Below are 13,035 nucleotides of genomic sequence, written 5' to 3' on the forward strand. Positions count from 1 at the left end.
ACATGGTGCCCGCTCGCGCGAGCTACCAGGTCAGAGCACGAAATTACTTCGTGATCTTGGTGACCTGGCCGGCGCCCACGGTACGACCACCCTCACGGATGGCGAACTTCAGGCCCTCCTCCATGGCGACCGGCTGGATCAGCGCGACCGTCATGTCGGTGTTGTCGCCCGGCATGACCATCTCGGTGCCCTCGGGGAGGGTCACGACGCCGGTCACGTCCGTGGTACGGAAGTAGAACTGCGGGCGGTAGTTGTTGAAGAACGGGGTGTGACGGCCACCCTCGTCCTTCGACAGGATGTACGCGGCGGCCTCGAACTCGGTGTGCGGCGTGACCGAACCGGGCTTGATGATGACCTGGCCGCGCTCGACGTCCTCGCGCTTGATGCCACGGAGGAGCAGACCGACGTTCTCGCCGGCCTGGCCCTCGTCGAGCAGCTTGCGGAACATCTCGATGCCGGTGACCGTGGTGGTGGTCTTCTCGGTCTTGATGCCGATGATGTCGACGGTCTCGTTGACCTTGAGGACACCACGCTCGATGCGGCCGGTGACGACGGTGCCACGACCGGTGATCGTGAAGACGTCCTCGACGGGCATCAGGAACGGCTTCTCGGTGTCACGCGGCGGGGTCGGGATGGCCTCGTCCACGGCGTCCATCAGGCCGAGGAGCTTGTCACCCCACTCCTTGTCGCCCTCGAGCGCCTTGAGCGCGGAGACCTGGACGACCGGCAGGTCGTCGCCCGGGAAGTCGTACTCGGAGAGCAGCTCACGGACCTCGAGCTCGACGAGCTCCAGGATCTCCTCGTCGTCCACCATGTCGGCCTTGTTCAGGGCGACGACGATGTACGGAACGCCGACCTGGCGGGCCAGGAGCACGTGCTCCTTGGTCTGCGGCATCGGGCCGTCGGTGGCGGCGACCACGAGGATGGCACCGTCCATCTGGGCGGCACCGGTGATCATGTTCTTGATGTAGTCAGCGTGACCCGGGCAGTCGACGTGGGCGTAGTGACGCGCCTCGGTCTGGTACTCGACGTGCGCGATGGAGATGGTGATACCGCGCTGGCGCTCCTCGGGAGCCTTGTCGATCTGGTCGAACGCCGAGGCCGCGTTCAGGTCCGGGTACTTGTCGTGCAGCACCTTGGTAATGGCGGCCGTGAGGGTCGTCTTACCGTGGTCAATGTGACCGATGGTGCCGATGTTGACGTGCGGCTTAGTCCGCTCGAACTTCGCCTTCGCCACGGGGTCCTCCTGAGAGTGGTTCTGTACGCCTTGAATCATCGGCGCCAGGTGATCTTTGCTGGATAGCCGGTTCCCCCGGGGCAACGGGAGATTACTCCTGTTGCCCCAGAGGCTCCGGTGGCAAGCCTAAAACGTGTACTCGGAAGAGTTACTCGCCCTTGGCCTTCGCGATGATCTCCTCAGCGACGTTCCGGGGAACCTCGGCGTAGGAGTCGAACTGCATCGAGTAGCTGGCGCGACCCGAGGTCTTGCTGCGGAGGTCTCCGACGTAGCCGAACATCTCCGAGAGGGGCACGAGGCCCTTGACGACGCGAGCGCCGTGGCGCTCCTCCATGGCCTGGATCTGGCCACGGCGGGAGTTGATGTCGCCGATGACGTCACCCATGTAGTCCTCGGGCGTGGTGACCTCGACGGCCATCATCGGCTCCATGAGCACGGGGGACGCCTTGCGCGCGGCCTCCTTGAAGGCCTGCGAACCGGCGATCTTGAAGGCGAGCTCGGAGGAGTCGACCTCGTGGTAGCCACCGTCGAGAAGCGTGACGCGGACGCCCGTCATCTCGTAGCCGGCCAGGATGCCGAACTGCATGGCTTCCTGCGCACCGGCGTCGACCGAAGGGATGTACTCCTTCGGCACGCGGCCACCGGTGACCTTGTTCACGAACTCGTACGCCGGACCGTCAGCCTCGGTGATGGGCTCGATCGCGATCTGCACCTTGGCGAACTGACCGGTACCACCGGTCTGCTTCTTGTGGGTGTAGTCGTGACGCTCGACGGTGCCGCGGATGGTCTCGCGGTACGCGACCTGCGGCTTGCCGACGTTGGCTTCGACCTTGAACTCGCGCTTCATACGGTCGACCAGCACCTCGAGGTGCAGCTCGCCCATACCGCCGAGGATGGTCTGGCCCGTCTCCTCGTCCGAGTGAACGTGGAAGGAGGGGTCCTCCTCCGCGAGACGCTGAATGGCGACACCCAGCTTCTCCTGGTCACCCTTGGACTTGGGCTCGATGGCGACCTGGATGACCGGGGCCGGGAAGTCCATGGACTCCAGGATCACCTGGTTCTTGTCGTCACACAGCGTCTCACCGGTGGTGGTCTGCTTCAGGCCCATGACGGCGACGATGTCGCCGGCGCCCACCGAGTCGATCTCCTCACGCTTGTTCGCGTGCATGCGGTAGATCTTGCCGATGCGCTCCTTCTTGCCCTTGACGGAGTTCAGCACCGCAGTGCCGGCCTCCAGGCGGCCCGAGTAAACCCGGACGAAGGTGAGCTTGCCGAGGTGCGGGTCGCTCATGATCTTGAACGCCAGCGCCGCGAGGGGCTCCTCGTCGGAAGGCTTGCGCTTCACGACGACCTCGGGGTCCCGGACGTCGTGGCCTTCGATGGCCTCGATGTCCAGGGGCGAGGGCAGGTAGCGGACGACGGCGTCGAGCAGGGGCTGGACGCCCTTGTTCTTGAACGCCGTGCCACAGAACACCGCGGTGATCGTGGGCTCGCCCTTGCCCTTGCCGGAGCCGAGGATGATGCGACGGACGGCGGCGTGCAGCTGCTCCACGGACGGCTCGTCGCCGTTCAGGAAGAGCTCCATGATCTCGTCGTCGTTCTCGGCGACGGTCTCGACCAGCTTGCCGCGCCACTCTTCAGCGGCCTCGGTGTGCGTGGCCGGGATGTCGACGATGTCGTACATCTCGCCCTTGGTCGCCTCGGCGGACCAGACGAACGCCTTCATCGTGACGAGGTCGACGACACCCTGGAAGTCGGCCTCGGCACCGATGGGGAGCTGCATGACGATCGGAACCGCACCGAGGCGGTCCTTGATCATCTCGACGCAGCGGTGGAACTCGGCGCCGGTGCGGTCGAGCTTGTTGACGAAGCAGATGCGCGGCACGCCGTAGCGGTCCGCCTGACGCCAAACGGTCTCGGACTGCGGCTCGACGCCGGCCACACCGTCGAACACGGTGACGGCGCCGTCGAGGACGCGGAGCGAACGCTCCACCTCGACGGTGAAGTCGACGTGACCCGGGGTGTCGATGATGTTGATGGTGTGGTCAACATCTTCGAGCGGCCAGTGGCAGGTGGTAGCGGCAGACGTGATGGTGATACCACGCTCCTGCTCCTGCTCCATCCAGTCCATCGTGGCAGCGCCGTCGTGGACCTCACCGATCTTGTACGACACACCGGTGTAGAACAGGATGCGCTCGGTGGTGGTCGTCTTGCCCGCGTCGATGTGGGCCATGATGCCGATGTTGCGCACCTTGGCCAGGTCAAGCGAAGTGGTAGCCATATCGGCTCAGTCTTCTCTCGGTCTCGATGTGGGTTGGGACTACCAGCGGTAGTGCGCGAAGGCCTTGTTGGACTCGGCCATCTTGTGCGTGTCCTCACGCTTCTTGACGGCAGCGCCAAGACCGTTCGAGGCGTCGAGCAGCTCGTTCATCAGGCGCTCGGTCATGGTCTTCTCGCGGCGGGCGCGGGAGTAACCCACGAGCCAGCGGAGGGCCAGGGTCGACTGACGACCCGGCTTGACCTCGACGGGAACCTGGTAGGTCGCGCCACCGACACGGCGGGACTTGACCTCGAGGGACGGCTTGACGTTCTCCAGCGCGCGCTTCAGCGTGATGACCGGGTCGTTGCCGGTCTTCTCGCGGAGGCCTTCCATGGCGCCGTAAACGATGCGCTCGGCGGTGGAGCGCTTGCCGTTCAGGAGGATCTTGTTGATGAGCGAGGTCACCAGAGGAGATGCGTAGACCGGGTCGATGATGACCGGGCGCTTCGGGGCGGGGCCCTTACGAGGCATTCTTACTTCTCCTTCTTGGCGCCGTAGCGGCTGCGGGCCTGCTTGCGGTTCTTGACAGCCTGGGTGTCAAGCGCACCGCGGATGATCTTGTAACGAACACCCGGCAGGTCCTTCACACGGCCACCACGCACGAGCACGATCGAGTGCTCCTGCAGGTTGTGTCCCTCACCCGGAATGTAAGCGGTGACCTCGATGCCGGAGGTCAGACGCACACGCGCGACCTTACGGAGCGCCGAGTTCGGCTTCTTCGGGGTGGTCGTGAACACACGCGTGCAGACGCCGCGACGCTGGGGCGAAGCCTCAAGCGCGGGGGTCTTTGTCTTCTCGACCTTGTCCTGCCGGCCCTTACGGACCAGCTGCTGGATCGTAGGCACTACTTCTCCGGTTTCTGTGTGCCGTGTAGTGAAGCTAACCTGGAACTTTGCCGACCCACGCGGTCGGGTGTGTCGGATCCGGCGGACCTCCGCGCAAGCACGGAAACGCATGGATCGCGGTGGCCGATGCGGCTCGCGTGCGGTTGATGGACACGCACGGGAGCCCAGGCACACCCCAGGCACAAGGTCTGAGCGTACCCACCGCATCCACTCCGGTCAAAACATAAGCCGCACCGCTCCGGCCCGTACGGCCCCACAGCTCAGGCGCCGCACGGGCGCCGGGCCCCCGAGCCGGGGTGGCCGTGCGCTCGTCGCACCGGCGTGGTAGTGCGGGCGAACTACACTGCCAGCGAATCCCAGCGAGTCAGACCAAACACGTACGAGCGCCAGGAGCAGGACATTGGGGACGGTCACCTCGGAGCCGACGACGGCGGACACCCCGCCCCCGGACGGCGGCCGGACCCCCGGGGCACCACGCCTCGGCGGGCGCCTGACCCGCCTCTACGGGCCCCTGCTGGCCTTCCTGGTCACCTCGGGCGCCTTCTGCTCGGCCTGGGCGGCGCGCGGCAGCTTCCCCTTCGGCAACACCGGCCGGGCCATCAACGACCAGGCCAACCAGTACGTGCCCTTCCACCGCGCCCTGTGGGACCTGGTCCACGGCCAGGCCTCCGGCGACGTCCTGTTCAGCTGGAGCGGAGGTTTCGGACAGCAGTTCCTGTCCGACTACTACACCTACCTCGGCAACCCCTTCTCCTGGCTCGCCGTCCTCGTCCCGCGCGCACACGTGGACCTGGCCGTCTTCGCGATCACCCCGGTCACGATGGGCGCGGCCGCCGCGCTGATGACCGTCTACCTCGGCAAGCTCCAGCCCGGCCCCTGGTGGCAGCGGGGCACGCTCGGGGCCGTGTACGGGCTGTGCGGGTGGGCGCTGAGCGACGCCTCGTACATCCCGATGTGGCTGTGGGGCCTGGTCGCGCTCCCGCTCCTCGGCATCGCCGTCGAATGGTGCCTGGAGGAGCGGCGCTGGCCGGGCGTCGCCCTGTTCGTCGCCCTCGCGTGGTTCGGGAACTTCTACACCGCCATGATGGCCACGATGGCCGCCTGCGTGCTGCTGGCCGTCCGCCTGGCCACCCTGGACCTGACCGGGGCGCAGCGCCTGCGCGCCCTGTGGCGGGCCGCCTCCGCGACGGTCGTGGGCATCCTGCTGACCCTGCCGCTGCTCCTGCCGTCGTTCCTGTCCAGTGGGGCGGCGCAGCCCACCAAGGCGGCCGCCTTCGACCCCGTCCGCATCGAGGTCTTCCTCGCCGGAATGCTCCCGGCCACCCACCTGTGGGGCGGCCGGCCGCGCCTGTACGTGGCCTCGCTGGGGCTGATCCTGGCGGGCAGCTTCCTGTTCAACACCGCCATCGCGAAGAAGACCCGCCTGGTGTGGGCGGCCGCGACGCTGCTGGTCGTCGCCTCCTTCCAGTTCCCGCCGACCCAGTACGTGTGGCACGGACTGGCCGTCCCGAACGGCAATCCGTACCGCGAGGCCTTCGTCTTCAGCGGCATGGTGGTCATCGTGGCCTGGCTGGCGCTGGCCAACCGGCCGCGCCCGCTGCACCTGGCACTGGCCGCCGCCCTCCTGGTCACGGCCACCTTCGTACTGCGCCACACCGACGACTTCGGCGGCTGGACCTGGCCGGCGGTCCTGGGCGGCGGAGCCGTCTCCCTGCTCGCCCTGACCCTGCTCGCGCTCGGCGACAAGCGCCGCCACCTCGTCCCCGTCGCCGCGGTCCTCATGATCGGCGTGGTCTTCGCCGAGTCCGCGGTCGCCGCGGCCAACGCCGACGCCCGCCGCGCCCGCGAGCGCTGGGCCACCCCGGCCGCCACCTCCAGCCAGTCGATCACCCGCCACTTCGAAGCGGTCCGGGGGGTGGACGGCTGGCCCGCCTACCGGACGGATTCCGGCGCGCCGCAGACCTCGTACAACGACGGCCTCGCCCTGCGGGCGGAGGGCCCGCAGTACTACAGCAGCTACCTGCCGGAGGCCACGTACCAGGCCCTGGAACCCCTCGGCTACGGCTACAAGAACGACGGCCGGACCTTCTTCGGCGCCGACAACCCGGTGCTCGACGCGATCTTCTCCATCGGCGCCCGGGTCCGCCCCGGAGCCACCCCGGGCACCTGGACCGGCTCGAAGTTCCCGGCGCCGCCCCTGGTCACGGTCCGCGGTGGGGACTACACCTCCCCCCACCCGGCGGACAGCGTCTACGCCCGCCAGGAGACCGTCCTCGGCGCCACCGTCTACGAGGTCCCCGAGGTCACCCGCGGCGGCACCCCCACCGCGCAGACGTACGCGGCCCAGTGCACCCCCGGCTCCGAGGCCTACTGGTACTCCCCCGAGCTGAACGGCACCCTCCGGGCCGGAGCCACCCAACGGACGCTGGAAGACCGCATGAGCGGCGTCCTCCCCCTGGGCCCGGTCCCCGCGTCCGGCCGCCTGGAGGTCACCGTCGACACCCACACCCGGGACGCCACCGCGGGCGCCCACCCCATCGGCTGCCTGGACCGCGCCGCCCTGGACAGGACGGTCGGCCACCTCACCGCCACCGGCGCCACCGAGGTCACCGCGGGCGGCCACACCATCGAGGCCACCCTCCCGAAGGGCGCCACCGGCACCGCCGTCCTCGCGACGACGGCCGTCCCCGGCTGGCAGTGCACCGCCCCGGTCCGCCCCTTCCACGGCCTGCTCGCGGTCCCCCTCACCCCGGGCACCGACAAGGTCTCCTGCACCTTCACCCCGAAGGGCCTCCCCCCCGGCCTCGCAGCCGCGGCCCTGGCCCTCCTCACCCTCCTGACAGTCCCCCTCACCACCCACTTCCGCAGGCGCCGCCGCTCCCTGTAATCCTCCCGTTCCCCCGCCGCGCACCCCCCTTGGCCAGTACATTGACCGCCTCGACGACGGGGGGCGCGCATGACGTCGGCACATCTGACGGGCGACGGAGGGCTGGACGACCGGGTCCCCTTCCTCGCCCGGCTGGAGGACGAGGAGGGTGCCGCCTTACGCGCGCTCGGCCGTGAGATCCCCTTCGCGGCCCGGGCCACCCTGATCCACCAGAACGAACCCGCCGCCCACGTCCTGCTGATCCTCCACGGCTGGACCAAAGTCACCGCCTCCGCGGCCAACGGGTACGAGGCCCTGCTCGCCCTGCGCGGCCCTGGCGACATCATCGGCGAGTCCGCCGCCCTGACCGGCCGCCCCCGCTCCGCCACCGTGACCGCCCTCGAACCGGTACGCGCCGTGGCCGTCGAGCACGAGCGCTTCCGCGCCTTCCTCGCCGGAGCCCCGGGCGTGGCCCTTCAGCTCCTTGCCCTCACCTCGGACCGCACCCGCGCAGCCGACCGCCGCCGCCTGGAGTTCGCGGCCATGAGCGTGCGCGAGCGGCTCGCCGTCCTCCTCCAGGACTTGGCGCGCACGCACGGCCGACGCACCGAGGAGGGCGTGGAGGTGGCCGTCCCGCTGACGAAACAAGAGCTGGCCGGCGCCGTCGGGGCTTCCCGCGAGATGGTCCAGCGCCAGCTCAAGGAGCTGCGCGAGCGCGGGGTAGTGGTCACAGGCCGCCGCGCGCTGGTGATCGTACGTCCGGACGTGCTGCGCCGCATCGCCCAGTCACCGGACGCCGACTGACCCGCACTCCCCCTCCCGCTCAGTGCACACCGTCACACTCCGGGTGCGTCATCCGCCCTCACGGCGGCGCGCCCGCCTGCCCCATTCTCATGTCACCGCAGGGATCCCATACGAGAGGCGATCATGAGCAACCCGCTTCACCGCACCTTCCTCCTCGTCGACACGGAGCGCTTCAGCGACCGTGACGACGTCCAGCAGGCCTACTTGCGCCGGATGCTCTACGACGTCGTCGACCGGACCCTGATGGCCGCCGGCATCGACCAGACCCTGCGGATGCGCGCCGACCGCGGCGACGCGATCATGGAGCTGATCGACCCGGGCGCACCGCTCAACACCCTGCTGCGGGCCCTGCTGACGGAAATGCCCGCCCAGTTGCGGACGGTGAACCGGCTGGCCGCGAGCTCGGCGCAGATCCGGCTGCGTGCCGTCCTGGCGACCGGGTACGTGATGATCGATGAGCACGACGGCTGGGTGGGAAGCGACCTCAACCAGGCCTGCCGCCTCCTGGACGGGGACACCCTGCGGGCCGCGCTGCGCGAACGGGCCGACGACTACGCGCTCTGCGTCTCGGAGGCGGTGTACAGCGGGATCGTGCGTCACGAACATCCCGGTATCCCGTCCGGGGAGTTCCGGGAGATCACCGTGCCCAGCAAGAACGGGCCCCTGACCGCCTGGCTCCACGGTCCCCTCCCCCAGGGCGCGACCGGTCCGCCCCCCGCCGTCTCCTCGCCCCCCGCTCCGTCGCCCACGCCGTCGCCGGCTTCCGCGTCCTCGCCCGGGCCCGGGCCCGGGCCGGCGACGGCAGAGGTCCACTTCGGGGGCACCAACAACGGGGTCCAGGCCGGCGTGGTCCACGGCGACATCAACTTCGGCGAACGCCGATGACCACGGGTCCGGAACATCCATCGCACCCCGCCGACCAGCCGGATCGGGCCCCGGACGAGACCACCGATCCCAAGGAGGCCGGCAAGGAGAAGGAAGAGGAAGCCCAGCAGCCCTGGGCCACCCGCCGCGAGCTCCGTTCCCACGCCCCCAGTTCGATGCGCTTCGACGGCACCAACAACGGGCTCGCCGCCGGCCAGATCATCGGCGATGTCAAAACGGAGATCCACTACCGGTTCGGCGGCTTCGGCAACGCCGGCCCCGTCTCGGGCGAAATCACCTCCGGAACGCTGGACCGCCTGGCCGGAGCCTTCGTCACCGAATCCACCGGCTTCGAGGACCTGCTCGACCGCCTCCACAAGGAGCGGGTCCTCGTACTGACCGGCACGCCGTTCACCGGCCGCCGGACCGCGGCGCTGATGCTGCTGCGCCGCGTCGGCGCCGTCCCGGTGCACGCCCTGGACAACACCACCGGGCCCGGGGAGCTCACCTCCCTGTTCGATCCGCCCGGCAGGGCCTCCGGCTACGTGCTGTGCGACCTCACCACCACCCGCGACTCGCCCCTGCGCGAGGCCCAGTTCAACGCCCTGCGCGACCTCATGCGCGAACAGGACGCCCACCTGGTCATCACGACCGGACTCGGCGCGTACCTCGACGGCTCCATCCCGGCGAAGGCCTGGCAGCCACCCCCACTGCGGAGCGTCCTGGCGGCCCACGTGACCCGCGACGCCGGAGAACGGGCCGCGGAATCACTGCTCGCCCTGCCTTCCGTCGCCACCTTCCTCTCACGTGAGCCCCAGCTCCGCGAGGTCGTCGGATACGCCACCGCGTTACGTCTCCACGCCACGGGTCAGTCCTCCGGGGAAGAGCTCGACGACTACCCGCTGCGCGCACTGAAGGACCAGGTGCAGGAGTGGTTCGCCGAGCCCGAGGAGATCGTCCACCTACGGGACAAGGCCTTCCTGATCGCGCTCGCCGCCTTCGACGGGGGCCCGTACGCACTGACCGCGGAACTCAGCGACCTGCTCTACTCGGCCCTCCAGCGCGTCGGCGACCCCAACCGCCACGAGGCCATCCCCGTCTTCAGCACCCACATCGGCAAACGGCTCGAACTCGCCCGGGCCCGGATGTACCGCGAGGACGAGGACACCGAGTGGGGTCCCGTCACTCAGGTGAAGGCCTCCTTCAGGGACGAGCGGACAGCCATGGTGGTCCTGCCCGAAGTGTGGACCGGCCATCCCGCGGCCCGCCCCGCCCTCCTCCGGTGGCTCGACGATCTGGCCAACGACGGACGGCCCCTGGTCCGCACCCGGGCCGCCGCCACCGCCGCCGTGCTCGCCTCAACCGACCTGCCGTCCGCGATGGCCCTGATCATCGAGAAGTGGGCCCGTTCCGACCAGGCCCGGCGACGGACCGCCGCCGTCAGCGCGCTCACCCTCGCCCACCAGATCGGCACCCCCAACATCCCCCGCATCATCGACGGCTGGAGCGCGAACGCCGATGACCCGAGGCCCTGCTGGGTGGCGGTACGGACCCACGGACTGATCGGGGCCGAGCGCCCCCTCGAAGCCCTGGCCGCCTTGCGCCTGCAGGCGCGCCTGCAGGACGACAAGGAGCACCCCGACATCCAGGTGGCCAAAGAGCTCCCCGCGTCGGTGGGCCTGCTGCTCCTCTCCCCGCAGGCCGAAACGGTGCTGGCCGAGCTCCTGCGCACCCTGCCCGAGCACCGCTCCGCCCTCGACCTGGCCGTGCGCGGCTTCCTCGCCGCCTGTGGGCAGCGCGACGAAGAGGCCGGGCACGCACGCCCCCAGATCCTGGACTGGTACGCCCGGACGGCGGACGCGGGCGCCCCCGCCGCGTCCGGAATCACACGGCTCATGCGCACCGCGCTCGACGACCGCGCCCACACCGGGCAGGCGCAGGAGGTGCTGCGCGGCTGGATCCGGGACGCGGACCGGAACGAGGCCGCCGAATGGGCCCTGGCCGCGCTGCTGCCCACCTTGGCCCGTACGCCCCGGGAGCGCTCCCGCCTCGACCACCTCCTGCGCACGCCCCGGGGCGACGACGACGGCGGTCCGCACCCCGCGGTCACCACCAGGCTGCGCGAAGCCCTCGATCCGATCGAGTCCGCCTGAAGGGAAGGCCCGCACGATGTACGACTTCGACCAGCACGCCCACCGGCACACGGAGCTGACCGACGCGGTCGTCACCGTCCAGCAACTCGGCCGCTTCGGCCTGTCCCGCAGGGCACGGACCCGTATCGACTACGCCCTCGTCTACGTATCCGCCCAGGGCGCCTACGAGCCGTTCATGCCTCCGGACCGGCCGGGGACCACCAGGCGCTTCACCGCCGTGTACGAGGTGGACACCGGCATCCACCCGCTCAGTGCGGAGGTCCGGCTGCCCAGCGACAACGACGCCCACGAATTCGAGTTGTCCGTCGAGCTCACCTGGCAGGTCGTCGATCCGGCCCTGTACGTCCGCAGCGGCTGCCGTGACGTCCCCCGCCTGCTGATCGGCGAGCTGGAGCAGGCCGCCCGCCCGGTGGCCCGATGCTTCCCCATCTCGTCCAGCGCCGCCGCCGAGGAGTCCCTGCTCGGCAGGGTCGGGGAGGGAAAGCCACTCGGCGAGGGCGCCGGCCTGCGGACCGACTGGACCGTCCGGCTGCGCCGCGACCCGGCGAACATCGAGCACGAGCGGATGCTCCAGAACGCCCGGCACCAGATGGAACTGCAGGGATACGAGGCCCAGAGGATCGCCTTCTACCAGCACCACCTCGCCCAGGGCGGCATACAGGCCTGGGCCCTGCACCTGGCCCGGCACCCCCAGGACACCAAGCTCGCGCTGGACAGCATGCAGAAGAACCAGCTCGACCTGCTCGCCTCGCGGCTCGAACAGGTCAAGGCGCTGCTCGGCAAGGACGGGGCTGAGGCCCACGAGCTGCGCACCACCCGGCAGCTCATGTTCGAGCAGATCAACGAGGCCCTGGCAGCTGGCCCCCGTGACCCGTCCCCCGACGAGGCCCCCTCGGATCCGCCTCCCGGCTACGGCCGGCGCCCCTTCCCTCCGACCGGCCCGAAGGTGCGTCCGTGATCACACCGCCCACGCCCGGGGTCCCGCAGGAGTCCAAGGTTCCGGTAGAGGACCTCGACTACCGGAACGCCCCCGGCACCCGGATCCACCTCCGTGCCCGCCAGCGGTCCGCCGACGCCACCGTCTGGGGGCGGCTCGCCCTCCAACTGCCCGGATTCCTGACCAGCCTGCTCGTGGTGGTGGGGGTGGGCATGCTTCTGGAGGCCTGGCTGGGCCCGCCGGCCTGGTTGCCCGCCACCCTGTGGCTCGGCTCCGGCACCCTCGCCTTCCACCGTCCGAGCGAACGGTTCCTCGCCCGTCACGTACTCGGCCTGCAGCACCCCCTGCCGGCCGAGCTGGCCACGCTCGCCCCCGTCTGGCGCGAGGTCACCGCTCGTGCCGGTGTGGACGGCGCGCGTTACGAGCTGTGGATCGAGGAGAGCGACGACCTGAACGCCCTGGCCGCGGCCGGACACATCGTCGCCGTCACCCGACGGGCGCTGGAGCACCTTCCGACCGGCCAGCTGGCCGCCGTACTCGCCCACGAGTTGGGCCACCACACCCGTGGCCACACCTGGTCGGGGCTACTCGCCTGGTGGTACGCACTGCCGGGGCGGCTGACCTGGCGGGGGCTGGCTGCGGGCACGGTCAAGCTGGTCCGTTTCACCAGCGGGTTCTCGTACCCGGCGGCCGGAATCCTCGTCGTCCTCCTCGGCTGGCTCGCCTTCGCCACACTCACCGCGACCTACGGACTGCCCCTGCTGCTGCTCACGCTGCCGTACCTGACCGCCGCCGTGGGCCGGCGGGCTGAGCTGCGGGCCGACGCGCACGCTGCCGGCCTGGGCTTCGGTCCGATGCTGGCCCAGATGCTGCAGGGGCTGCCTGCCGGGAAGGAGACGGGCGCCGCCGACGGCACCGGCCGACTGGCCCGGCTGCTCGCTTCCCATCCCGACCACCGCACCCGCCTGCACCACCTCCAGCAGTACCTCTGAGGCACCCCGGGAACGCC

10 protein-coding genes are annotated in these 13,035 nt (G+C 70.0%); 6 read left to right on the top strand and 4 right to left on the bottom strand.

Translation table 11 applies throughout. The features are described 5' to 3' along the window. Positions 1-43: 43 nt before the first annotated feature. The 4 genes from tuf to rpsL all read right to left on the bottom strand — a co-directional run bounded on the left by tuf (position 44) and on the right by rpsL (position 4,402). Positions 44-1,237: an elongation factor Tu gene (gene tuf / locus OG295_RS13720; protein ID WP_266841135.1), complete on the bottom strand. Its 1,194-nt coding sequence runs from the start codon at positions 1,235-1,237 to the stop codon at positions 44-46. A 148-nt stretch (positions 1,238-1,385) separates the two neighbouring features. Next, positions 1,386-3,518: an elongation factor G gene (gene fusA, locus OG295_RS13725; RefSeq protein WP_030230624.1), complete on the bottom strand. Its 2,133-nt coding sequence runs from the start codon at positions 3,516-3,518 to the stop codon at positions 1,386-1,388. A 39-nt stretch (positions 3,519-3,557) separates the two neighbouring features. Beyond that, positions 3,558-4,028: a 30S ribosomal protein S7 gene (rpsG, locus tag OG295_RS13730; protein ID WP_007265894.1), complete on the bottom strand. Its 471-nt coding sequence runs from the start codon at positions 4,026-4,028 to the stop codon at positions 3,558-3,560. A gap of 2 nt (positions 4,029-4,030) precedes the next feature. Next, positions 4,031-4,402: a 30S ribosomal protein S12 gene (gene rpsL / locus OG295_RS13735; protein ID WP_007265893.1), complete on the bottom strand. Its 372-nt coding sequence runs from the start codon at positions 4,400-4,402 to the stop codon at positions 4,031-4,033. Positions 4,403-4,802: 400 nt separating this feature from the next. On the opposite strand from rpsL, the gene OG295_RS13740 reads away from it, so the two are divergent. From OG295_RS13740 to OG295_RS13765, 6 genes are all read left to right on the top strand, one after another. Beyond that, positions 4,803-7,289 carry a YfhO family protein gene (locus OG295_RS13740; RefSeq protein ID WP_371677132.1) on the top strand — a complete coding sequence of 829 codons (2,487 nt, stop codon included), beginning with the start codon at positions 4,803-4,805 and terminating at the stop codon, positions 7,287-7,289. 69 nt (positions 7,290-7,358) lie between these two features. After that, positions 7,359-8,072: a Crp/Fnr family transcriptional regulator gene (locus tag OG295_RS13745; RefSeq protein ID WP_371677133.1), complete on the top strand. Its 714-nt coding sequence runs from the start codon at positions 7,359-7,361 to the stop codon at positions 8,070-8,072. A gap of 123 nt (positions 8,073-8,195) precedes the next feature. After that, positions 8,196-8,957, top strand: coding sequence for a hypothetical protein (locus OG295_RS13750; protein ID WP_371677134.1), 762 nt, complete (start codon positions 8,196-8,198; stop codon positions 8,955-8,957). Continuing rightward, the gene (locus tag OG295_RS13755) at positions 8,954-11,089 is read left to right on the top strand and encodes a hypothetical protein (protein ID WP_371677135.1); all 2,136 of its coding nucleotides are present in this window, start codon (positions 8,954-8,956) and stop codon (positions 11,087-11,089) included. Before OG295_RS13750 ends, OG295_RS13755 begins: the two co-directional genes overlap by 4 nt. 16 nt (positions 11,090-11,105) lie before the next feature. Then, positions 11,106-12,047 carry a hypothetical protein gene (locus OG295_RS13760; protein ID WP_371677136.1) on the top strand — a complete coding sequence of 314 codons (942 nt, stop codon included), beginning with the start codon at positions 11,106-11,108 and terminating at the stop codon, positions 12,045-12,047. Next, positions 12,044-13,018 (top strand): M48 family metalloprotease, encoded by a 975-nt coding sequence (locus OG295_RS13765; protein WP_371677137.1) that lies wholly within the window; start codon positions 12,044-12,046, stop codon positions 13,016-13,018. Before OG295_RS13760 ends, OG295_RS13765 begins: the two co-directional genes overlap by 4 nt. Positions 13,019-13,035: the final 17 nt, after the last annotated feature.

The sequence above is a fragment of the Streptomyces sp. NBC_01276 genome, assembly GCF_041435355.1.
Lineage (GTDB): Bacteria > Actinomycetota > Actinomycetes > Streptomycetales > Streptomycetaceae > Streptomyces.

Excerpts from the sequence above, each read along its gene's own strand:
- fusA (WP_030230624.1), bottom strand. The coding sequence starts at position 3,518 with ATGGCTACCACTTCGCTTGACCTGGCCAAGGTGCGCAACATCGGCATC.
- rpsG (WP_007265894.1), bottom strand. The coding sequence starts at position 4,028 with ATGCCTCGTAAGGGCCCCGCCCCGAAGCGCCCGGTCATCATCGACCCG.
- OG295_RS13745 (WP_371677133.1), top strand. The coding sequence starts at position 7,359 with ATGACGTCGGCACATCTGACGGGCGACGGAGGGCTGGACGACCGGGTC.
- OG295_RS13750 (WP_371677134.1), top strand. The coding sequence starts at position 8,196 with ATGAGCAACCCGCTTCACCGCACCTTCCTCCTCGTCGACACGGAGCGC.
- OG295_RS13755 (WP_371677135.1), top strand. The coding sequence starts at position 8,954 with ATGACCACGGGTCCGGAACATCCATCGCACCCCGCCGACCAGCCGGAT.
- OG295_RS13760 (WP_371677136.1), top strand. The coding sequence starts at position 11,106 with ATGTACGACTTCGACCAGCACGCCCACCGGCACACGGAGCTGACCGAC.